Consider the following 19,545-nt stretch of genomic DNA (forward strand, 5'->3'; position numbering starts at 1 on the left):
CGGGGGCCGCAAAAGACTTTGCTCGGGTGGGCTGTCCACGGTGGACAAAGCCTGGAAGTCTATTTGAATCAAAGACCTGTAGATTTTTATCAAGGAAGTTTTAACCTGTCTTGAAACAGCGCCGGGGCTTAGCGGCGCAGGAGCGTCAGCGCTGTGGCAGCCGGCGAGATCGCGGCCGTCTGGCCCTGCATCTCGGATTGGAGGATGAACCGGCGGGTCAGCGCCTCCAGCTTCCTGGGGTCCTTGAACTGGCCGATGTCAGCCGAGCCGAACGCCGCCTCGGTCCGCTTTTTCAGGACCGAGACCTGCTGGTCGATGTCAATGGACGAAAAGCTTTTCGGCAAACCCAGCGCAGTCTGCATCACCTCGCGCAGGGGCGCGTTGCCAAGGACCGTGTACCACTTGGCGGTCTCGCTGATCGTCCGGGAAGCCAGCGCCGGGATCTCGCGTTCGGCGTTCATCGCCAGGCGGTAGGTGTTGTTCTGCTGACCCACCGCTGACTCGAAAGTCCTGGCGCGGAACTGGGTCAGGATTTCGTCCGGGAAGGTCGATATCTTCGTGCGCGGAACCGAAAAATCGCCGTAGCCGAAGGCCGCGGCGAATTTCTGGTACTGCTTGTCGGCCAGCTTGTTGGCAAGGCTCCCTTCCTTCAGCGTGCCCCCTTCCAGAACCTTCTGGATGAAGGCCTTGCTGTTCACATCGCCCTCAAGCCCGAAGGCGGTAAGGGCGATGCGCAGAAGACGCTTGTCGTTCACCAGCTTCTCGGCGGTGTCGGCCTTGCCGATCTTGTCGCGGAAATAGGCCTCGTCGCGCTGCTGGACCGGAAGCGCCTGCTGCACGGCCTGCTGCCGCACCATTGTCCGCTTGAGAAACCCCCAGCCGGTGAAGCCGGAAAGCGGCAGGACCGGCTGGAAACTCATGCGCGGCCAGCTGCAAAGAGCCGCTCCTCTCGCGGAAGTAGCGCCCGTAGCGCCTTGAGCGCCTGGTAGGGCTGCGCCTCCATCACCGCGCGGCTGGCAAGGGTCAGCTGCGTGCGGCTGTCATAGTCGGTCAGCACCTGGGAAAGCTGCTCGATACCGCGCAGGAGCTGCATCCTGGCGTCCTCGGGGTCGGCGTCGCCAGTCAGCACCAGCTGCGCGATGTAGCAGACCCTGCGGACGGGGGTGTTCACCTCTTCGGGGTGGATGGCATCGCGCAGGCGCAGGATATTGGCGTTGGGCGTCATGATCGCAAGGCGCGAGCGCTTGTCGCCATTCTCGATCACCGCGCCGTTGATCAGCACCCGCTCGTGGGGCCCAAGTTTCAGGACAAGGCCGCTCATTTGCCACCTCCGTCGCCGCGAAGCCCGCGCATGACCGCCATGTTGATGTCGGCCAGAACCTCGACGCTGGCCTTGTCGTCCAGGACGGACCGGCTGTGCTGGGCGGTGAACTCGTAAAGATAGAAAAGCCGGGCGCGCAAGGCGGCGGGCAGGCCGTTGCCGGGCAGCGCCACGTCCGAGGCAAGCGTCGACCAGAGCGCGACGTTGTCGGTCACGGCGCGCACCAGTGCGGGATAGTCGGTCGCGCGATTGGTCCAGGCGGTGCGCAGCCGCTGTGTGGTCTGCGCGAGCAGGTCGTATTCGACCGACCGCAGCGAACGGGTCGGTGCCTCGGGTCGGGCATAGCTGATTGCGGAATGGAAGGTCATGGGGTGTCCATCTGTTCGAAAGCGTTGGGGTGAGGTGGGCCGCGAGGGTCAATCCGCGCGGCCCGAAGTGCTTAACGGAACAGAGACAGGAGACCCTGCGGCTGCTGGTTCGCGATCGACAGCGCCTGGGTGGCCAGCTGCTGCTGCACCTGCAGCGCCTGCAACCGGGCCGAGGCTTCCTCCATGTCGGTATCGACCATGACGCCGATGCCGGTCTTGAGCGAGTCGGTAAGCTTGCCCACGAACTCGTTCTGGATTTCGATCCGCTTCTGCGACGAGCCGAAGGATGCGGCCGCGTCGATCGAGGTCTGCAACATGCCCTCGATGTCCTGCAGCGCGGTCGCAGGCGCGTTCACGACGTTCAGCGTGGCCAGACCCGAAAGGCCGCCCGTGCCACGCGCCGCCGAGGACGTGATGTCGGCGGCCTGGTTGGTGTTGTTCGCCACCTCCAGCTGGCCCGCGTTCAGCGTCAGGGTAAAGTCGGTGTCCGACAAACCGCCCGCGGTGAGCGAGGCCTTCAGACCCGCCACCAGCGCATCGCCGGTATCCCCCTTCTGCACGACATACTTGCCTTCGACCGAGCCGATCTTCAGCTTGATCTGGTCGCCCGCCACCAGCCCGGTCGTATCGGCCGGGTCGGCGCCCGCATCGTTCTTGGCAAGTGCACCGGCGCCGCCCTGGAAGGTGAAGCCGTCCAGCGTGACCGGAGTGAGGTTGACCACCGAAGCCCCGGACAGCGTGCCGCCGCCCGCCGTCAGCGCCGCACCTGCGCTGGTCGACAGGTTCTGGGCCTGGACGGTGATGTTGGACGACGTCACGCCGGTCTGGCTGCGGTCAAGCGAGGACAGGACGTTGACGCTGCCGCTGGTCTGAGAGCCGTCGACCAGGTTCAGACCGTTGAACTGCGCCGCGCCCACGGTCGATTCGATCTGCTTGGTCAGCGCGTCGATGTCGGTCTGGATCTTGCCCCGGTCGACATTTTCGGCCTGGGCGGCAACAATCTTGCCCTTCATCTCGGTCAGTAGCTTGGTAACGGTTTCCGAGGCATTGCGGGCGACGGTCAGCGTGGCCGAGCCGACGGACAGGCTGTCCGAGATGCCCTTGAAGCCTTCGACGTCCGATTCCATCACTTTGGAGATCGCCCAGACTGCGGCGTTGTCCTTCGCGCTGGCGATGGTCTTGCCGGTAGAGATGTCCGCCTGCGTCTTGTTCAGGCTGGCGTTGATGCCCTTCATGGTCTGCAGGGCAACCATCGCGCTGGTATTGGTCAGGATCGACGACATTACATAGTCCTTCACACGGGGCCGCAGGTTTCACGGCCGGGAAAGCCACAAGGCGTGGCAGTTTGGGCATTCTGTCCGTGCTTGCCCGGGGTCCGGGAAGCGCCGCCCCGTCATGAGGCGCGAGGACAGTGAAGCGCGAAAGCAGCTAACCAATTCCTAAACGCCGCCGCCGAAATGCCCGGCATTTGACGAAAGCTAGACGCGTCTTGCCGGGATCAGCCCCTGCGGCGCGATCTGCGCCTTCTGTCCACGCGCATCGTAGGTGGTCAGCGTGGGGCCGCGGGTGATCTCGGCCACGCGCAGGCGGGCTGCCTTGACGCCGCGGGTTGCGGCTTCCAGAAGGCGGGCATTGCGCTGCGCCTTGGCCTGCAAACGCTGCAACGTGGCACGGTCTTGCGGCACGGAAGCCGATTCGAGGCGTGGGCCAAGAGCGGCAAGCTCTGCAAGGTTTCCCGCCAGTAGCGCCTCGGCAGCCTGGTCAAGCAGGTCTTCAATCAGTGCCATTCTCGGCCTCCATCATCGCGTTGAAGATCAGTTCCGCCAGGCCCATGCCGCCCTGCTGGACGATCAGCTTCGCCTGCTCTTGCCGCAGGAAAGACGAAAACTGCGCCTCGCCCTGACCGCCACCAAAGGCGCCCTGCATCTCGCCCAGGCCGGAGTGGGCCAGCATTTCCGCCAGGAAGGTGGCCTCCAGTTCCTCGGCCTTGGCCATAAGCTGGTCGTGGCGCGACGGGGCGGGAAGTGTGATCGGTGCGATATCCATGCGGGCCTCTGGATCAGTCGGATTTTCAGCAACGATCCATGATGGGGGTAAAGAATGGGTAACCTCTTGACGAGATAACAGGGCAGTTGCGGCAGAAGTCGTGGAACCATGCAAACAGGTCTTGTCCTATCTCCTCGCCTGACCCCCGTCCCCGAAACCGGGGGCGACAGCCCTCCTGCGCCGGACGGGGCTTTCCTGGCCTCGTTCGAGGCAGAGCCGCCAGTGGCCGAAGCGCCCGCCGGTCCGCCGGTCATGCTGGCGATGCCGGTGTCGCCGGTCATCGCCGGAGCGTCTGCGGCCACTGCGAGCAAAGGCACCGAAGCGGCGCAGCCCCGCGCAACAGGCGTTTCCCCCAGGGCGGGGACTGTCGAGGTCGAGGCCGAGGCAGTCAACTCTGAAGACCTCACCTTGCCGGGGCGAGTGCGGGGCACCGAGGGCGGGAAAGCCGCATTTCCGTCTGGCCACCAAAGTGCCGAACGAACGCACGGCGACGGGCGGGACGGCGGGGCGGCAGGTCCGATTCCGGGACGGAACGATAGGGCTGCGGCTCCTGGCTCCGGGCCATCGGACCAAGGGTCCGCCAACCGGTCAACGGTTGCCGATGCAGCACGGACAGCCTCCCGGCTGAAACGCGATGGGGAGGGGCAGGGTCCGGCCGTCTCTGGACTGTCCGACGTCGTGCGTAACGCGGTCCTGGCGCGGGCGGAAGGCTCTAACCAGGCCGCAACCCCGGAAGTGGAGAACGTGCAACCCGCAACACCGGAAGCATCGGCGTCGGCAACGGGCCGGCAGCCCGGGACGACACTGCAAGCGGCACAGGCTTGGCGCGTCGCACCAGAAGTCGGGCAGGAGCCTTCGTCCCTGCGAGTGGAGCATCGAAAGAACCTGCCACAGACCGTAGCTCCGATCCTGATGTCGGGACCGGACTCCGGCCCTGCCGCAATAGCGCCGGTGGCGCACGCCACCAGAGAGCTCAAGGCGCAAGACCAGGGCGGCAGTCTGGCAGTCCAGCCGCAAGAGAGCGCCGCCGCGGGGCACCTTGCCCTGCCGGACATTGCCGAACGCCAGCAGCAGGAAAGCCAGGCCAGGCCAGGACTGTGGGAAAGCATGTTCAGCAGTCTTGCCCTGCCCGTGTCCGCAGTGGGCCAGGGTGTTCGCGCCTTGCGACCCGTGCTGACGGTCGGGATGGAAGGCGTGCCGCAGGTACCGCCGGTCGGGGATCAGGGCGGGATTGCGATCCCGCAAGAGCCTGCCGCGGACCCGCGTGGATCTCAGGCCGTTCTGACGGCCCCCATACCGCCGACAACCGAGATACCAAAAGCCGCGACGCCGCTTCCGACCCTCATGACGTCTTGGCTCCAGCCTATGCCCTGGATGACGGCCGCAGTCGACCCTGACGGAACCACGGGTGACGAGGGGTTGCAGACGCCCTTTGCGCCCGGTGCGGTGGCAAATGCAGCCGTCGCATCTGGACCGTCGGCCGCACTGGCCACACCATCCAGCCCGGTTCCGAATGTAGCGGGCCAGATGACGGCAGCCCTGTCACAAGGCGCGGACGGGGCAACAGAACTTGCGCTGTCGCCCGATGAACTGGGCCGCGTTAGCCTGCGACTCGAGCCTGACTCCGCGAATCCCGACCGCATGGTGGTGATGATCACCTTTGAACGGCCCGAGACGCTGGACCTCTTCCGCCGCCACGCCGGGGAACTGGCCGAAGCCCTGCGCGCCGCCGGCTATGCCGGGGCCGACATCGGCTTTGGGCAGGACCGCTCTGGATCAAGCGGGTCCGAGGACTCCCACGGCCGATCTGACGACTGGGGCATGGGACAGGACCAGCCCGCCCCCGACCCTGTGCTTTCCCCCGCCCCGCGCCTTGCCGCAGGGGCCTCCCTTGACCTGAGATTGTGAGGCCAGAATGGACATCACCGCTGTAACCAACGCCACGACCGCAGCACCTGCGGCGGCGGCGCCATCGAAGATTTCTTCGGATTTCGACACGTTCCTGCGGATGCTGACGGTGCAGATGCAGAACCAGGACCCGTTGAAGCCAATCGACTCTGCCGATTACGCAGTGCAGCTAGCCACCTTCTCGGGCGTCGAGCAGCAAGTTCGGACGAACCAGCTTCTGGCCGACATGCAGGGCAAGTTCCAGCAGTTGGGCATGGCAGAGATGGCCAGCTGGATCGGAAAGGAAGCCCGCTCGTCTGCGCAGGTGCGCTATGAGGGCTCACCCGTGACGTTGTCGCCGAACCCGGCGGTTGGCGCCAATCGGGCGGTTCTGGCCGTACGGGACGCTCAGGGAAACCTGGTCGCCCGTGAGGAGATCCCGGTCAGCAAGGCACCCTACATCTGGCTTGGCGCCGGGGCGGATGGTGCGCCCCTGCCACCGGGAAACTACAAGATCATGCTGGAAAGCATGAACGGAGAGCAGCTGATCGATGCCCGCCCGGTCGAACACTATGCCCGCGTGATCGAGGCGAAGGGCGGCGGGACGACGGGCACCAGACTGGTCCTGCAAGGCGGGATCGAGGTGCTGGCCAGCGACGTCACCGCCCTGCGCGAACCGCAGTCGTAGGGGGCCAAGAATTTTCGAAAATTCTTGCAAATTCCTTCGAAGGAATTTGGCCTGCCCAAGCGGTCAGAAGAAACGGTCGAGCGAGAGACCCGCGACGAAGGCAAGGACCACTGCCATGACCCAGAGCATGGGGGCGAACGACCGACGCGGTCGGACGACGACGGTGGTCGGGTTCCCGGCGCGGATCAATTGCGCTTCGACCAGGGTGGGCAGCTTTGGCCCGAAACGCGCCATCACCCGTGCGGTCTTCAACAGGTCGCGCAGCACGGCCTTTGGTCCGATGTTCTCGCGGATGTAGCGTTCCACGATGGGGCTCGCGACCTGCCAGATGTTGATGTGCGGGTCCAATGACCGCGCCACGCCTTCCACCACGACCATCGTGCGCTGCAAGAGGATCAGCTCGGTCCGCGTCTCCATCCCGAAGCGTTCGGTCACCTCGAAGAGATAGGCCAGTAGCCGGGCCATCGAGATCCGGCTGGCATCCATGCCGAAGATCGGCTCGCCCACGGCCCGCAGGGCGCGGGCGAACTCGTCGATGTCGCGGTCGGGGGGGACGTAGCCCGCCTCGAAATGCACCTCGGCGACACGGCGGTAATCCTTGCGGATGAACCCCATCAGGATCTCGGCATAGACCCGGCGGGTATATTCGTCGATCCGGCCCATGATCCCGAAGTCATAGGCGATGATGTCACCGTTGGCCGCGATCTTCAGGTTGCCCTGGTGCATGTCGGCATGGAAGAAGCCGTCGCGCAGCGCGTGGTTCAGGAACAGCTGCAACACGCGGGCGCCAAGGACGGTGCGGTCATGGCCGGCCGCATCGATCGCTGCGTTGTCATTCAGCCCGATCCCTTCGGCCCAGCCCAGCGTCATCACGTTGCGGCTGGACAGGAACCAGTGCGGCTTCGGGACCTGGAAGCCTTCGTCCTTTTCGGTATTCGCGGCGAATTCAGCGGCGGACGAGCTTTCCAGCCGCAGGTCCAGCTCGCCCATCACCACGCCCTCGAAATGCTTGATCACCTCGACAGGACGCAGGCGGCGGGAAAACGGCGCGAGGCGTTCGATCCAGCGGGCGGCAAGGTAGAAGGCGTCGATGTCCTTTCGGAAGGCGCGTTCGATGCCGGGGCGCAGGACCTTGACCGCAACCTCCTCACCGGTGTCGGCCAGCCGGGCGCGGTGGACCTGGGCGATGGAGGCAGCCGCGACAGGTTCGGAGAATTCCGAGAAGATGGTCGAGACGGGAAGCTCCAGCTCGGCCTCGATCATCTTCTTCGCGGTCTCGCTGGGGAAGGGTGGCAGCTTGTCCTGAAGGTATTTCAGCTGCTGGGCAAGCTCTTCGCCCACCACATCCGGGCGAGTGGACAGGACCTGGCCGAACTTGATGTAGGCCGGTCCAAGCGCCGTCAGCGCGCGAGTGGCGGGGGGAAGGTCCGGGTCGCCACGAAGGCCCAGCCACTTGAAGGGCCAGCCCAGCATCCGGGCGGCAAAGCGCAGGCGCGCGGGGGCCCGGAAGGCCTCAAGCACGACATCCATCGCCCCGGTCCGCTCTAGCGTCGCGCCGGTTCGGATCAGACGGATGATGTTGTGCGGGCCCTTCAAAGCTTCCAGCCGGAATGAAGTGCGGCGATACCCAGCGAGAGGTTGCGATACTTCACCATGCCGAACCCGGCAGTGCGGATCATCGACGCGAAGGCCTCTTGATCCGGGAACTTCCGGATCGATTCGACAAGGTACTGGTACGACGGTCGGTCACCGGCGATGATCTGCCCCATCACCGGGATGACGTTGTACGAGTAAAGGTCATAGGCCTTTTGCAGCAGGTCGTTGGGGATCTGGCTGAACTCCAGCACCATAAGCCGACCGCCCGGTTTCAACACGCGGTAGGCTTCGGACAGTGCCTTGTCGATGTGGGTGACGTTCCTGATTCCGAACGAGATCGTGTAGACGTCAAAGCTGCTGTCGGAGAACGGCAGCGCCATTGCGTCACCGACGATCCAGTCCAGGTGGTCATGCAGGCGTTCGGCCTCGGCGCGCTTGCGCCCCTCGATCAGCATGGATTCGGTCATGTCGCAGACGACTGCGGTCGCGGTGGGCGCGCGACCGAGGAAGCGGAACGCCACGTCGCCGGTCCCGCCCGCCACATCCAGCAGCCGCTGGCCGGGCCGCGGGGCCAGCCAGTCCATCATCGCATCCTTCCACAGCCGGTGGATGCCCACGGACATCACATCGTTCATGATGTCGTATTTCGACGCCACCCGGGTGAAGACCTCATGCACCAGCCCGGCCTTCTCGGACTCGGGAACGAGGTGGTCGCCAAAACTGACTTGGGGTTCTTTGATCATGCCTATCGCCCGATTGGTGCCAGACAGGAGTTATACCGAAGCCGCGGCAAGGAAAACCTGCAACTGTGCCGCAGGAGAGGGCAAACCATGTCACAGGTTCTGAAGCTGGTCCTGGGCATTGAAGAGTTCACGCTTTTCGCGCAGGAACAACTGCGCAAACCCAGGTAGAAAATGCCCGAACTTCCCGAAGTCGAAACCGTCCGCCGCGGCCTTCTCCCGGTCATGGAAGGTGCGGTCATCGCCCGGGCCGAGGTCAACCGGCCCGACCTGCGCTGGCCCTTGCCGGAGCGGATGGCCGACCGGCTGACCGGCAAGCGGGTGACGGCGCTGCGGCGGAGGTCCAAGTATATCCTGGCCGACCTTTCCAGCGGCGAGACCTTGCTGGTGCATCTGGGCATGTCGGGTCGGATGCTGATCTCGGGCACTCAACTGGGGACATTCTATCACGACCACCCTGCACCGCAGAAGCATGACCACATAGTCCTGCACATGGAGAATGGCGCCCGGATCACCTTCAACGACGCCCGTCGGTTTGGCGCGATGGACCTGATGCCGACCGACCGGGCCGGGGACCACCTGCTGTTGAAGGGCCTGGGGCCCGAACCCTTCGGCAACGACTTCAACGAACCCTATCTGGCGGCCCGGCTGAACGGGCGGAAGACTCCGATCAAGTCTGCCCTTCTGGACCAGAGGATCGTTGCAGGCCTGGGCAACATCTATGTCGCGGAAACCCTGTTCCGCGCGCACATCAGCCCCCTGCGGCTGGCGGGCGACCTGAAGGAACCGCAGGCCCACGCCCTTGTCCCGATCATCCGAGAGGTGCTGGCCGAAGCCATCGAAGCGGGCGGGTCATCGTTGCGCGACTTCCGGCAGGCCAATGGCGAACTGGGCTATTTTTCCAAGCATTTCCAGGTCTATGACCGCGCCGGCGATCCTTGTGAAACCCCCGGTTGCCAGGGCGTGATCACCCGCACCGTTCAGTCCGGGCGGTCGTCCTTCTGGTGTCCATCCTGCCAGAGTTGACTTGCCAACGCGCCGATTGGTGCTAGGAGTCACCCCGACTGCCATCAAGAAGGCGGGCAAGAGGAGAGGCGGGCATGGCCTATGAAACGCTGATCGTCGAGGTCGAGGACTATGTCTCGCTGATCCGGCTGAACCGTCCCGACGCCATGAACGCGCTGAACTCGACGCTGATGCGCGAGCTTGCGGCGGCGGTAACGGCGGCGGAAGCCAATGAACGCGTCCGCTGCGTCGTCATCACCGGGTCCGAGAAGGCCTTCGCCGCCGGGGCGGACGTCAAGGAAATGGCGGAGAAGAGTTTCATCGACGTCTATTTCGACGACCTCTTCGGCCCCGACGCGCAAGTCATTGCCCGTGCCAGGAAGCCGATCATCGCCGCCGTCGGGGGTTATTGCCTGGGCGGCGGCTGCGAACTGGCGATGCTGTGCGACTTCATCATCGCCGCCGACAGCGCCAAGTTCGGCCAACCCGAGATCAACCTCGGGATCGTCGCCGGAATGGGCGGCACCCAGCGCCTGACCCGCGCCGTCGGCAAGTCGAAATCGATGGACATGCACCTGACCGGCCGCTTCATGGACGCGGCCGAGGCGGAACGCTGCGGACTGGTCAGCCGCGTGGTTCCGGCGAAAAGCCTGCTTGAAGAGGCGATGAAGGCCGCGCAGAAGATCGTCGAGAAATCGGCCGTCACGACCCGGGTCGTCAAGGAATGTGTGAACCGCGCGCAGGAATCCACCCTGGCCGAGGGCCTGCTGTTCGAACGCCGGATGTTCCACGCGATGTTCTCGACCGAGGACCAGAAAGAGGGAATGGCCGCCTTCCTGGAAAAGCGCCAGCCGCAGTTCCGCGACCGCTAGGACCCAGACGGGGGCTGCCACAGCTCGATCGGCGTGCCCTCGGGGTCGTGGATGCGGGCGAAACTGCCGTAGCTGCCGTCGCCGTCCCATTCCGCACGGGTTTCCACGGCGATACCAGCGGCCCGAAGCTGCCCGATCAGGCCTTCAAGATCATCGACCCGCAGGTTCAGCATCCATTGTTTGTCCACCGCGAAGTAGTCGGTCGTGGCCTTGAAGGGCGAAAAGACGGTCGGCCCGGCCTCTTGCATCCAGACGGCGACATCGGGCTGAGTGATGCCAAGATGGGTCTGGTACCAGGCGTTCAGCGCATCTGGGTCGCGCGCCCGGAAGAAGATGCCGCCGATGCCGGTGACCTTGGCCATGCGTGCCTCGCAAATGAAAAGGGCCGCCCTCTGGCGACCCTCTCACACATCACGACAGGCGAAAAGCCTTAGCCGTTGACCACATCCTTCAGCGCCTTGGCGATGGCGAACTTGACCTGCTTGTCGGCGGGCTTGGTCATCGTCTCGCCCGTGGCCGGGTTGCGGACCTGACGCTCGGGGCGGGCCTTGCAGGCGACCTTGCCAAGGCCGGGCAGCGTCACGGTGCCGCCGGCGGCAACTTCGCGCGACACGACCGCAGCGATCGCATCCAGCGCCGCATTCGCGGTCTTCTTGTCGCCGCCCATTTCTTCGGCAACAGCGGCCACCAGCTGGGTCTTGGTCATCGGTTTGGACATTGGATCATCCTTCGTTGTTATTCGCTTCGTGTCATATGCACGTATCCGCCCGCAAATGGCAGGCGTCCCCCGTTCCGGGGTCCCGGCCCAGACACACGGTTTAAGGGTCAAAATCAACCCAAAAACCGCGGGACAGGCAGGTTCCCGGGCTTTTTTGCCCCCTAAAGGAAGGCCGTTTCCTCGAAAGACCGCAGTTTCCGGCTGTGGAGCCGCTCGATGGGCGTGTCGCGCAACCGCTCCATCGCGCGGATGCCGATCTGAAGGTGGCGACTGACCTGGGTCTTGTAGAAGTCAGACGCCATGCCGGGCAGCTTCAGCTCGCCATGCAGGGGCTTGTCGCTGACGCAGAGGAGCGTGCCGTAGGGCACCCGGAAGCGGAACCCGTTGGCGGCGATTGTGGCCGACTCCATGTCCAGCGCGACGGCGCGCGATTGCGACAGGCGGCGGACCGGGCCGGACTGGTCGCGCAGCTCCCAGTTGCGGTTGTCGATAGTGGCGACGGTGCCGGTCCGCATGATGCGCTTCAGCTCATAGCCTTCCAGCTGGGTGACCTCGGCCACGGCCTTTTCCAGCGCGATCTGGATTTCGGCCAGCGCCGGAATCGGGACCCAGACCGGAAGGTCGTCGTCCAGAACGTGATCCTCGCGCAGGTAGGCGTGGGCAAGGACGAAGTCACCAAGGCTCTGGCTGTTCCGCAGGCCCGCGCAATGGCCAACCATCAGCCAGGCATGCGGCCGCAGGACGGCGATGTGGTCAGTGGCGGTCTTGGCGTTGGATGGACCGACACCGATGTTGACCAGCGTGATCCCGTTCCCATCCGCGCGCTTCAGGTGGTAGGTCGGCATCTGCGGCAGCTTCGCCGTGGGCTGGATCACCCCGTCCGGCGTCTCGATCACCTGGTTGCCCGTCGCGACAAAGGCCGTGTAGCCGCTTGTCGCGTCACCCAGGACGGCACGGGCATAGGCCTCGAACTCGTCGACGTAGAACTGGTAGTTGGTGAAGAGAACGTGGTTCTGGAAATGCGTCGGGTCGGTGGCGGTGTAGTGCGACAAACGGGCCAGCGAATAGTCCACCCGCTGCGCCGTGAACGGCGCCAGCGGCGCCGAGCCGTCGTCGTACCGCGTCATCACACCATTGACGATGTCGTCGTTGGTGGTGACCAGATCCGGCACATCGAACACATCGCGCAAGGAGAAGTCCATCACCCCTTCCTGCGGGATCGCCACAGCGCTGCCCGAGACGGCGAAGTGGACAGGCATCGGCGTCTCGGACAGACCCACGTCCACGGACACTCCGTGGTTGCGGATCAAGAGCTCGATCTGCTGGATCAGGTAGTTACGGAAGAGGTCGGGCCGGGTGACCGTGGTGGCATAGGTCCCGGGGCTTGAGACATGGCCGAAGGCAAGCCGGGTGTCGACCTTGTCGAAGCTGGCGATGGTGATGCGGATTTCCGGGTAGTAGGCCCGGATGCGGCGGCCGGGGTGGCCCTTTGACACGGTGCGCAGGAACTGGTCGGACAGGAACTGCGTGGCCTGGGAATACAGCGCCTCCAGCCGGTCAACGGCGTCGGCGGCGCTGGTAAAGCTTTCATGGGCCGGGGCATCGGGGGAAAGGATGGTATGGGCGTCGTCCATTGCGGGTCCTGCAAATTGATCCGGCATATAAGCCGAAACTGGGGTGGCTCCGCAAGTGAAGCGATTGTGACGGGTCAGGCCGCACGGAACAGCGCGACCATCGCCTTGTCTGCGGCGTGGTCGGCGTCGATCCGGGCGGCAGCGGCGCCATAGACCTCGACCTCGATCAATTGCAGGTCAGTGATGCGCTTCTGCGCGCCCAGATCGTCCAGCGCCGCATAGAAGCCCGCCGAGGTCCAGACCCGATGGTTGATCGACAACGCAAACTGCGCCTGCGGGCGGACAACGGCCAGGAGGTGCGGCAAAGCTTCGGGCCCCACATGTCCCGCAGTGAAGGTGCCGGAACTGACGATCCCGCCATACCGGCGTGGCAAGGTCAGTGGCTGGGTGATGTCGGCCTGAAAAAGCCCTTCATAGATGCGCTTCTCCGCCGCGCGCTCCAGCATCTCAGCCGAGAAATCCACCGCATCAATGGCGTCCTCGAACCCCATCTGACGCAGCGCTTCGGCCAAAAGCCCGGTGCCTGCGCCCACATCCAGAACCGGCCCTTGTCCCTGTGCGCCCAGGAAGGCGGCAGCGACGTGGGCAGGCAGCAGATACTGCATATAGGTCGCGAAGCCCTGGTCGTAGCTGGCGGCCCAATCGCGGTAGTAGGCCAGGCAGGCCTCGGGCCCGCTAAGTCCCAGCGCCCCTTTCAGGCCCCCATCCTTCATCGGCCCCATCTGTCACCTCCGCGTCGCGTCCAGCATGGAATGAGCAAGTCACTGCCGCAAGCCCTTGCCTCCCCCTGCCCGCACCCTGATAGTCGCCTCATGTCCACGCTTCTTTCCCTTGGCCACGGCTACTCTGCCCGCGCCCTTGCCCGCCGCCTGGTTGCCCAGGGCTGGCGGGTTGTCGGCACCACACGTAACCCGGCCAAGGCCCGGCAGTTCCATGCCGAGGGGGTCGAGCCGCTGATGTGGCCCGGAGACCCGGGATGGGCGCTGGACGAGGCGACGCATATCCTGTGCTCGGCCGCGCCGGATGCGAAGGGTGATCCGTTCCTGCAAGCGGTGCCCGAGATTGCGAAGGCGAAGGCGGGCTGGGTCGGCTATCTGTCGACGACGGGCGTCTACGGCGACCATGACGGCGGTTGGGTGGACGAGGCCACGCCCCTGACCCCGCAATCCGACCGGGGGCGCCAGCGGGTGCTGGCCGAAGGTCAGTGGCGGGCGACGGGCCTGCCGGTCCACATCTTCCGGCTGGCCGGGATCTACGGGCCGGGGCGGGGGCCGTTCGAGAAAGTACGTGACGGCACTGCGCGGCGGATCATCAAGCCGGGCCAGGTCTTCAGCCGCATCCACGTGGACGACATCGCGCAGGTGCTGGAGGCCTCGATCCGCCACCCCAATCCGGGTGCGGCTTACAACGTATGCGACGACAACCCCTGCCCGCCGCAAGAGGTGATCGGTCATGCGGCACAGCTTCTGGGTCTGCCCGAGCCGCCCGCAGTGCCCTTCGATGAGGTTGCGCCGACGATGACCCCGATGGCGCTTGGCTTTTACAGCGAGTCGAAGAAGGTGCGGAACGACCGGATCAAGGACGAGCTTGGGGTGAAGCTGCTTTACCCCGACTACCCGCAGGGGCTGGCCGCTTTGCTGGCCGGGGGCGATTGAGACGCTCGTCGTCGCCTTCGGCGCTCATCGCTAAGCGACGAGAAGCCGAAGGCGCACGAGGAGCCGTCAGACGTAGCGGTTCCAAAGGTTCTCCAACCGCTCTTGCCGCCCGGACCTGGGCTGCGGCTCCAGCTTCTCGGCGGTGACGCGCGCGGCGGCGTCTTCCAGGCTGCCCGTCAGCATCGCCTGCGCCTTGGGGTCCTTCCAGCCGGCGTAGCGGTCGGCCTTTGCGGCCTCCATCTCGCCCGACTCCAGCAGGGCCGCAGCACATTTCAGCGCGCGGGCGCAGGTGTCCATCCCGCCGACATGGGCCAGGATCAGATCCTCGGGGTCCAGCGACTGACGGCGGATCTTGGCGTCGAAGTTGGTGCCGCCGGTGGTGTATCCGCCCGCCTTCAGGATCTCGTAGAAGGCCACGGCCTTTTCGGCGTGGTTGTTCGGGAACTGGTCGGTATCCCAGCCGGACTGATAGTCGTTCCGGTTCATGTCGATCGACCCGAAGATGCCCAGCGCGGCGGCAAGGCCGATTTCATGTTCGAAGCTGTGCCCGGCCAGGATCGCGTGGCCCTGTTCGATATTGGTCTTCACTTCCTTTTCCAGCCCGAAGTCCTTGAGGAAGCCATAGACCGTGGCGACGTCGTAGTCGTACTGGTGCTTCGACGGTTCCTGCGGCTTCGGTTCGATCAGGATCGTGCCCTGGAAGCCGATCTTGTGCTTGTACTCGACGACCTGCTGCAGGAAGCGCCCGGCATGGTCGCGCTCGGCCTTGAGGTCGGTGTTGAGTAGCGTCTCATAGCCTTCACGCCCGCCCCAGAGGACATAGTTCTGCCCCCCCAGCCGGTGCGTGACGTCCATGTTCGCCTTTACCGTCGCGGCGGCATAGGCATAGACATCCGGGTCGGGGTTGGTCGCCGCACCCGACATCCAGCGGCGGTGGCTGAACATGTTGGCCGTGCCCCAGAGGAGCTTGGCCTTGTGGCCTGCCTGCTTCTCGCCGATGTAATCCGCGATCTCGTTCAGGTTCTTCAGGCTTTCGGCAAATGTCGCGCCTTCGGGGCGCATGTCGGCGTCGTGGAAGCAGTAGAACGGCACGCCCAGGATATCGAACATCTCGAAGGCCACGTCGGCCTTCAGCTTCGCCAGATCCATTGTGTCGCCGAACCAGGGCCGGTCCAGCGTCTGCCCGCCGAACGGGTCACCGCCCGGCCAGGCGAAGCTGTGCCAGTATGCGACGGCGAACCGCAGATGGTCCTCCATCCGCTTGCCCATGACGACTTCGTCGGGGTTGTAGTGCCGGAAGGCGAATTCGTTGGTGGACGACGGGCCTTCGTAGGTGATGGCGGCGATGCCTTTGAAAAAGTCGGTCATGTCAGATCCTTGATGGCAGATTGGGCGGCGCGGAAGCGGGCGTGCCCCGCGTCAAAGGCGTCCTTGAGCGAAGGATCGGGGTCGACCACCCGGGCGATGGGCGGCAGGGTGGCAATTTCGGCCCCCGCCCCGGTCGCGGCCATAAGGCCAAGGCGGGCGGCCCCGAAGGCGCCGCCGAAGTCGCCAGCGACGGGAAGCTGGACCGGGCAGTCCAGCGCGGTGGCGAGCAGCTTCAGCCAGTAGTCGGATTTTGATCCGCCACCGACGGCGAGAAGGTTCTCCAGCCTTGTCCCCGTCGCCACCAAGGCGTCGCGGCTGTCGCGGATGGCATAGGTCACCCCCTCCAGCACCGCGCGGGTTGCGGCCTTGCGGTCGGTCGCGTGTTCCAGGCCGGTGAAAGCGCCCCGCACGGTGGCCGAGTTCAGGGGCGTCCGCTCGCCGCCGAGATAGGGGAGGAAGATCGTCTTGCCCGGGGCTTGCAGCTCTCCCAGTTCCCCGGTCAGCCGCGCCGCATCGGTGCCAGTGAGGTTCGCATACCAGTTCAGCGCATCGGTCGCGGCAAGGATCACGCCCATCTGGTGCCAGGTGTCCGGCAGGGCATGGCAGAAGGTATGCACCGCCGTCGCCGGATCGGGCTGGTAGCCGTCGTTCGCGGCAAAGAGGACGCCCGAGGTACCCAGGCTGACAAACGCCTCCCCGGCCCGCACGACGCCCACGCCCACGCCCGACGCCGCATTGTCGCCGCCGCCACCCGCCACCACGACGCCTTTCGCAAGCCCCCAGCGGGCCGAAAGCGCCTCGCGCAGATAGCCCGAGACCTCGGAGCCTTCGACAAGGCTTGGCATGTGGCTGCGGTCCAGCCCCGTCGCCTGCAACAACTCGTCCGACCAGTCGCGCTTGCCCGTGTCCAGCCAGGAGGTCCCGGCCGCATCGGACATCTCGCCCACATGCTCTCCGGTCAGCCAGAGGCGCAGATAGTCCTTCGGCAGCAGGATCTTCGCCACCCGGTCGCGGATCGCCGGTTCGTGTCGGGCGACCCACATCAGCTTTGGTGCGGTGAAGCCTGGAAAGACGATATTGCCGGTCAGGCGGCGGAACATCGGGTCGCCGTCCAGTTCGACCGCTTCCTCGTGGCTGCGGGTATCGTTCCACAGGATGCAGGGACGCAGGACCTCGTCGCTGGCGTCCAGAAGCGTTGCCCCGTGCATGTGGCCCGAAAGCCCGATGCCGCGCACCTTGGCCAAGGACTTCTGCGCCGCCAGACGGTCGAACACCGTCTCGGCCGCGCTGATCCAGTCCGAAGGGGCCTGCTCGCTCCACCCGTCCTGCGGGCGGGAAACGGTCAGGGGGGCAGTCGCCTCGGCAAGGACGGACTGGTCCTCGCCGATAAGAATACCCTTCAGACCCGAAGTCCCGAGATCCAGCCCGATATACATCACGCGGCCAGGTGCTGGGGCTTCTTGCCCAGGATGATCATGCCCAGGATGTCGTCGTCGGTGACCTCATCGACGTTCACCGTCCCGACCAGCTGGCCGTTCTTCATCACCGAAGCGCGGTCGCACAGCTTCATGACGTTGTGGATGTCGTGCTCGATCAGGAAGATGCCAAGGCCCTGCGCCTTCAGCTCCTGGATCAGTTCGGCCACCATCTGCGTCTCATGCGGACCCAAAGCGGCGGTCGGTTCGTCCATGATCAGGATCTTTGCGTTGAAATACACCGCCCGGGCGATGGCGACCGACTGGCGCTGACCGCCCGAAAGCATGTTCACCGGCACGTTGAACTTGCGGAAGTTCGGGTTCAACCGCCCCATGATCTTTCGCGTCTCGGCCTCCATCCTGGATTCGTCGACGAAGCCGAAGCCGTTCACCAGCTCGCGCCCCAGGAACAGATTGGACGCGGCATCCAGGTTGTCGGCCAGCGCAAGCGTCTGGTAGATCGTCTCGATGTTTTGCGCCCTGGCGTCGCGGGGATCGTTGATCTCGACTTCCTCGCCGTTGATCAGGATCTGGCCGCTGTCCTTCTTGTAGGCCCCCGACAGGCACTTGATCAGCGTCGACTTGCCCGCGCCGTTGTGGCCCAGCAGGCCCACGACCTCACCGGGGAAAAGGTCGACCGTGACGTGATCGACGGCCTTGATCCCCCCGAAGGAAATCGAGATGTCGCGCAGTTCGACAAGCGGGGTTCCGGTTCTGTCTACCATGATATCAGCCCCTTACTTGATGCGTTTGCGGTAAACGATGTCGAGGAACACGGCGAGGACAAGTGCCACACCGATCACGATGCGCTGGTAGGACCCGTCGCCGAAACCGATCAGAACCATGCCGGTCTGCAGGCTGGTCAGGATCAGCGCGCCGATGATTGCGCCATAGATCGTGCCCACGCCGCCAGCAAGCGAGGTGCCCCCGACGACGGCCGCCGCGATGACGTAAAGTTCGTCCAGGTTGCCCATCGCGTTGGTGGCCGAATTCTGCCGCGCCGCACCGATCACCGCGGCAATCCCGGCAAGCCCGCCCATCAGGGTGAAGATCTTCACGATCATCGCGCGGGTGTTGATCCCGGACAGCGCAGCGGCCTCGGGGTTGCCGCCGATGGCAAAGACATAGCGGCCAAAGCGGGTGCGGGTCATCAGGATGGTCATCCCGATGGCGACGATGATCATGATCAGCACCGGATAGGCAAAGCCGTGGCCGAAGCTGGCGCAAACGTCGGAGTAGATGTCGCCGCCCTTTTGCGCGCAGGCCGGAACCTCTTGCCCGATTCTGGCGTAATATTTCTGGATGTTGCCCAGCGGCCAGACGTATGAATTGACGATGGCCGTCGCCCCCAGGATCACGGCGCAGACCAGCCCGATCACAAAGGTCTCGGCCCAGACCGGACGTTGCGCGAAACCGTGGGTCTTGCGCGACCGGCGACCGTTCAGGAAGGCCCAGACGGCAAAGACACAGGCGATGATGGCAAAGATCCAGCTGCCAGTCTTGCCCAGAGCCCCGAAGGACCCGCCCCCGATCAGCGCGAAGGTGTCATCCAGCGGAGCGATGGTCTTGCCGCCCGCCACCAGGAAGGCCGCGCCGCGCCAGACCAGCAGGCCGCCCAGCGTCACGATGAAGGCCGGGATGCCCAGGAAGGCGATCAGCACGCCCTGGAACGCCCCGATCAGCGCGCCCATCGTGATGCCGAAGATCACCGTGATGATCCAGATCGACGGATGGCCCAAGCCCAGGGCGGGGGTCAGCCACTCGACCTGCAACAGGCCCATGTACATGCCGACCATACCCATGATCGACCCGACCGACAGGTCGATGTTGCGCGTGATGATGACCAGCACCATGCCCGTCGCCATGATGCCGATGTAGGCGGTCTGGACCGACAGGTTCCACAGGTTTCGCGGGGTGAGGAAGCCGTTCGCTTCGGCCTGGGTTGCCCCCAGCAGCAGCGACGGGCGGCCAAGGACAAAGGTCGAATAGGCCTCGAAGGCGACCCAGATCAGCAATAGCGCGCCGACCATGCCCAAGAGGCGCGGGTCGATCTCGGTCGCGCGCAGAAAGCGCGTGAACCCGCCGTCATTGGGCGCATGGGAAGCGGGAATATGGGGTGTATCGGTCATGTCCTCGTCCAGCCTGAGAGGGATGGGGCTGTGCCGGGGCCGG

At 65.0% G+C, this 19,545-nt stretch carries 21 protein-coding genes; 5 read left to right on the top strand and 16 right to left on the bottom strand.

What is annotated here, in order from left to right; all coding sequences use genetic code 11:
* Positions 1-128 precede the first annotated feature (128 nt).
* The 6 genes from Q8M85_RS01930 to Q8M85_RS01955 form a co-directional block, all read right to left on the bottom strand.
* Entirely contained in the window at positions 129-920 is a 792-nt protein-coding gene (locus Q8M85_RS01930) for a DUF1217 domain-containing protein (RefSeq protein ID WP_305539529.1), read from the bottom strand.
* Positions 917-1,321, bottom strand: a complete 405-nt coding sequence (gene flbT, locus Q8M85_RS01935) for a flagellar biosynthesis repressor FlbT (protein ID WP_305539531.1) — start codon at positions 1,319-1,321, stop codon at positions 917-919. Before flbT ends, Q8M85_RS01930 begins: the two co-directional genes overlap by 4 nt.
* Complete coding sequence (gene flaF / locus Q8M85_RS01940) at positions 1,318-1,689, bottom strand: flagellar biosynthesis regulator FlaF (RefSeq protein WP_305539534.1); 372 nt, start codon at positions 1,687-1,689, stop codon at positions 1,318-1,320. The genes flbT and flaF overlap by 4 nt, the downstream gene beginning before the upstream one ends.
* A gap of 71 nt (positions 1,690-1,760) precedes the next feature.
* A complete protein-coding gene (locus Q8M85_RS01945) occupies positions 1,761-2,972 on the bottom strand; it encodes a flagellin (protein WP_305539537.1) in 1,212 nt (403 codons plus the stop codon).
* A 195-nt stretch (positions 2,973-3,167) separates the two neighbouring features.
* Positions 3,168-3,476 carry a hypothetical protein gene (locus Q8M85_RS01950; RefSeq protein WP_305539540.1) on the bottom strand — a complete coding sequence of 103 codons (309 nt, stop codon included), beginning with the start codon at positions 3,474-3,476 and terminating at the stop codon, positions 3,168-3,170.
* Positions 3,463-3,735 (bottom strand): rod-binding protein, encoded by a 273-nt coding sequence (locus tag Q8M85_RS01955; RefSeq protein WP_305539543.1) that lies wholly within the window; start codon positions 3,733-3,735, stop codon positions 3,463-3,465. Before Q8M85_RS01955 ends, Q8M85_RS01950 begins: the two co-directional genes overlap by 14 nt.
* A 108-nt stretch (positions 3,736-3,843) precedes the next feature.
* Here Q8M85_RS01955 and Q8M85_RS01960 point away from each other — a divergent pair, with 108 nt between their 5' ends.
* The gene (locus Q8M85_RS01960) at positions 3,844-5,643 is read left to right on the top strand and encodes a flagellar hook-length control protein FliK (RefSeq protein WP_305539546.1); all 1,800 of its coding nucleotides are present in this window, start codon (positions 3,844-3,846) and stop codon (positions 5,641-5,643) included.
* A 7-nt stretch (positions 5,644-5,650) separates the two neighbouring features.
* On the top strand, positions 5,651-6,310 hold the full coding sequence (locus tag Q8M85_RS01965) for a flagellar hook capping FlgD N-terminal domain-containing protein (RefSeq protein ID WP_305539548.1): 660 nt from the start codon (positions 5,651-5,653) through the stop codon (positions 6,308-6,310).
* A 63-nt stretch (positions 6,311-6,373) separates the two neighbouring features.
* Here the strand turns inward: Q8M85_RS01965 and ubiB are convergent, their stop codons facing one another.
* A complete protein-coding gene (ubiB, locus tag Q8M85_RS01970) occupies positions 6,374-7,906 on the bottom strand; it encodes a 2-polyprenylphenol 6-hydroxylase (protein ID WP_305539551.1) in 1,533 nt (510 codons plus the stop codon).
* Positions 7,903-8,649 carry a bifunctional demethylmenaquinone methyltransferase/2-methoxy-6-polyprenyl-1,4-benzoquinol methylase UbiE gene (gene ubiE, locus Q8M85_RS01975; protein ID WP_305539552.1) on the bottom strand — a complete coding sequence of 249 codons (747 nt, stop codon included), beginning with the start codon at positions 8,647-8,649 and terminating at the stop codon, positions 7,903-7,905. The genes ubiB and ubiE overlap by 4 nt, the downstream gene beginning before the upstream one ends.
* Before the next feature lie 171 nt (positions 8,650-8,820).
* On the opposite strand from ubiE, the gene mutM reads away from it, so the two are divergent.
* Together mutM and Q8M85_RS01985 are read left to right on the top strand one after the other, a co-directional pair.
* Positions 8,821-9,672, top strand: a complete 852-nt coding sequence (gene mutM / locus Q8M85_RS01980) for a bifunctional DNA-formamidopyrimidine glycosylase/DNA-(apurinic or apyrimidinic site) lyase (protein WP_305539554.1) — start codon at positions 8,821-8,823, stop codon at positions 9,670-9,672.
* 74 nt (positions 9,673-9,746) lie between these two features.
* On the top strand, positions 9,747-10,523 hold the full coding sequence (locus Q8M85_RS01985; RefSeq protein WP_305539556.1) for an enoyl-CoA hydratase: 777 nt from the start codon (positions 9,747-9,749) through the stop codon (positions 10,521-10,523).
* Here Q8M85_RS01985 and Q8M85_RS01990 read toward each other — a convergent pair.
* The 4 genes from Q8M85_RS01990 to Q8M85_RS02005 all read right to left on the bottom strand — a co-directional run bounded on the left by Q8M85_RS01990 (position 10,520) and on the right by Q8M85_RS02005 (position 13,597).
* Entirely contained in the window at positions 10,520-10,885 is a 366-nt protein-coding gene (locus Q8M85_RS01990) for a VOC family protein (protein ID WP_305539558.1), read from the bottom strand. The two genes, Q8M85_RS01985 and Q8M85_RS01990, sit on opposite strands and share 4 nt — an antisense overlap.
* A 68-nt stretch (positions 10,886-10,953) precedes the next feature.
* Entirely contained in the window at positions 10,954-11,241 is a 288-nt protein-coding gene (locus tag Q8M85_RS01995; protein ID WP_305539560.1) for an HU family DNA-binding protein, read from the bottom strand.
* Between the two features lie 161 nt (positions 11,242-11,402).
* Complete coding sequence (locus Q8M85_RS02000; RefSeq protein WP_305539562.1) at positions 11,403-12,875, bottom strand: AMP nucleosidase; 1,473 nt, start codon at positions 12,873-12,875, stop codon at positions 11,403-11,405.
* A 74-nt stretch (positions 12,876-12,949) separates the two neighbouring features.
* The gene (locus Q8M85_RS02005) at positions 12,950-13,597 is read right to left on the bottom strand and encodes a class I SAM-dependent methyltransferase (RefSeq protein ID WP_305539564.1); all 648 of its coding nucleotides are present in this window, start codon (positions 13,595-13,597) and stop codon (positions 12,950-12,952) included.
* Positions 13,598-13,687: 90 nt separating this feature from the next.
* On the opposite strand from Q8M85_RS02005, the gene Q8M85_RS02010 reads away from it, so the two are divergent.
* Positions 13,688-14,530, top strand: a complete 843-nt coding sequence (locus Q8M85_RS02010) for an SDR family oxidoreductase (RefSeq protein WP_305539565.1) — start codon at positions 13,688-13,690, stop codon at positions 14,528-14,530.
* Positions 14,531-14,596: 66 nt separating this feature from the next.
* Here the strand turns inward: Q8M85_RS02010 and xylA are convergent, their stop codons facing one another.
* From xylA to Q8M85_RS02030, 4 genes are read right to left on the bottom strand one after another with little or no spacing between them, the layout of a single operon-like run.
* Positions 14,597-15,898, bottom strand: coding sequence for a xylose isomerase (gene xylA / locus Q8M85_RS02015; protein ID WP_305539566.1), 1,302 nt, complete (start codon positions 15,896-15,898; stop codon positions 14,597-14,599).
* The gene (xylB, locus tag Q8M85_RS02020; protein ID WP_305539567.1) at positions 15,895-17,334 is read right to left on the bottom strand and encodes a xylulokinase; all 1,440 of its coding nucleotides are present in this window, start codon (positions 17,332-17,334) and stop codon (positions 15,895-15,897) included. Before xylB ends, xylA begins: the two co-directional genes overlap by 4 nt.
* On the bottom strand, positions 17,334-18,098 hold the full coding sequence (locus tag Q8M85_RS02025) for an ATP-binding cassette domain-containing protein (RefSeq protein ID WP_305539569.1): 765 nt from the start codon (positions 18,096-18,098) through the stop codon (positions 17,334-17,336). Before Q8M85_RS02025 ends, xylB begins: the two co-directional genes overlap by 1 nt.
* 12 nt (positions 18,099-18,110) lie before the next feature.
* A complete protein-coding gene (locus Q8M85_RS02030; protein ID WP_305539571.1) occupies positions 18,111-19,502 on the bottom strand; it encodes a sugar ABC transporter permease in 1,392 nt (463 codons plus the stop codon).
* Positions 19,503-19,545 lie beyond the last annotated feature (43 nt).

The sequence above is a fragment of the Tabrizicola sp. genome (genome assembly GCF_030694085.1).
Lineage (GTDB): Bacteria > Pseudomonadota > Alphaproteobacteria > Rhodobacterales > Rhodobacteraceae > Tabrizicola.

Coding starts and splice junctions, on each gene's coding strand:
- Q8M85_RS01930 (WP_305539529.1), bottom strand. CDS start 920: ATGAGTTTCCAGCCGGTCCTGCCGCTTTCCGGCTTCACCGGCTGGGGG.
- flbT (WP_305539531.1), bottom strand. CDS start 1,321: ATGAGCGGCCTTGTCCTGAAACTTGGGCCCCACGAGCGGGTGCTGATC.
- flaF (WP_305539534.1), bottom strand. CDS start 1,689: ATGACCTTCCATTCCGCAATCAGCTATGCCCGACCCGAGGCACCGACC.
- Q8M85_RS01945 (WP_305539537.1), bottom strand. CDS start 2,972: ATGTCGTCGATCCTGACCAATACCAGCGCGATGGTTGCCCTGCAGACC.
- Q8M85_RS01950 (WP_305539540.1), bottom strand. CDS start 3,476: ATGGCACTGATTGAAGACCTGCTTGACCAGGCTGCCGAGGCGCTACTG.
- Q8M85_RS01955 (WP_305539543.1), bottom strand. CDS start 3,735: ATGGATATCGCACCGATCACACTTCCCGCCCCGTCGCGCCACGACCAG.
- Q8M85_RS01960 (WP_305539546.1), top strand. CDS start 3,844: ATGCAAACAGGTCTTGTCCTATCTCCTCGCCTGACCCCCGTCCCCGAA.
- Q8M85_RS01965 (WP_305539548.1), top strand. CDS start 5,651: ATGGACATCACCGCTGTAACCAACGCCACGACCGCAGCACCTGCGGCG.
- ubiE (WP_305539552.1), bottom strand. CDS start 8,649: ATGATCAAAGAACCCCAAGTCAGTTTTGGCGACCACCTCGTTCCCGAG.
- mutM (WP_305539554.1), top strand. CDS start 8,821: ATGCCCGAACTTCCCGAAGTCGAAACCGTCCGCCGCGGCCTTCTCCCG.
- Q8M85_RS01985 (WP_305539556.1), top strand. CDS start 9,747: ATGGCCTATGAAACGCTGATCGTCGAGGTCGAGGACTATGTCTCGCTG.
- Q8M85_RS01990 (WP_305539558.1), bottom strand. CDS start 10,885: ATGGCCAAGGTCACCGGCATCGGCGGCATCTTCTTCCGGGCGCGCGAC.
- Q8M85_RS01995 (WP_305539560.1), bottom strand. CDS start 11,241: ATGTCCAAACCGATGACCAAGACCCAGCTGGTGGCCGCTGTTGCCGAA.
- Q8M85_RS02000 (WP_305539562.1), bottom strand. CDS start 12,875: ATGGACGACGCCCATACCATCCTTTCCCCCGATGCCCCGGCCCATGAA.
- Q8M85_RS02005 (WP_305539564.1), bottom strand. CDS start 13,597: ATGGGGCCGATGAAGGATGGGGGCCTGAAAGGGGCGCTGGGACTTAGC.
- Q8M85_RS02010 (WP_305539565.1), top strand. CDS start 13,688: ATGTCCACGCTTCTTTCCCTTGGCCACGGCTACTCTGCCCGCGCCCTT.
- xylA (WP_305539566.1), bottom strand. CDS start 15,898: ATGACCGACTTTTTCAAAGGCATCGCCGCCATCACCTACGAAGGCCCG.
- xylB (WP_305539567.1), bottom strand. CDS start 17,334: ATGTATATCGGGCTGGATCTCGGGACTTCGGGTCTGAAGGGTATTCTT.
- Q8M85_RS02025 (WP_305539569.1), bottom strand. CDS start 18,098: ATGGTAGACAGAACCGGAACCCCGCTTGTCGAACTGCGCGACATCTCG.
- Q8M85_RS02030 (WP_305539571.1), bottom strand. CDS start 19,502: ATGACCGATACACCCCATATTCCCGCTTCCCATGCGCCCAATGACGGC.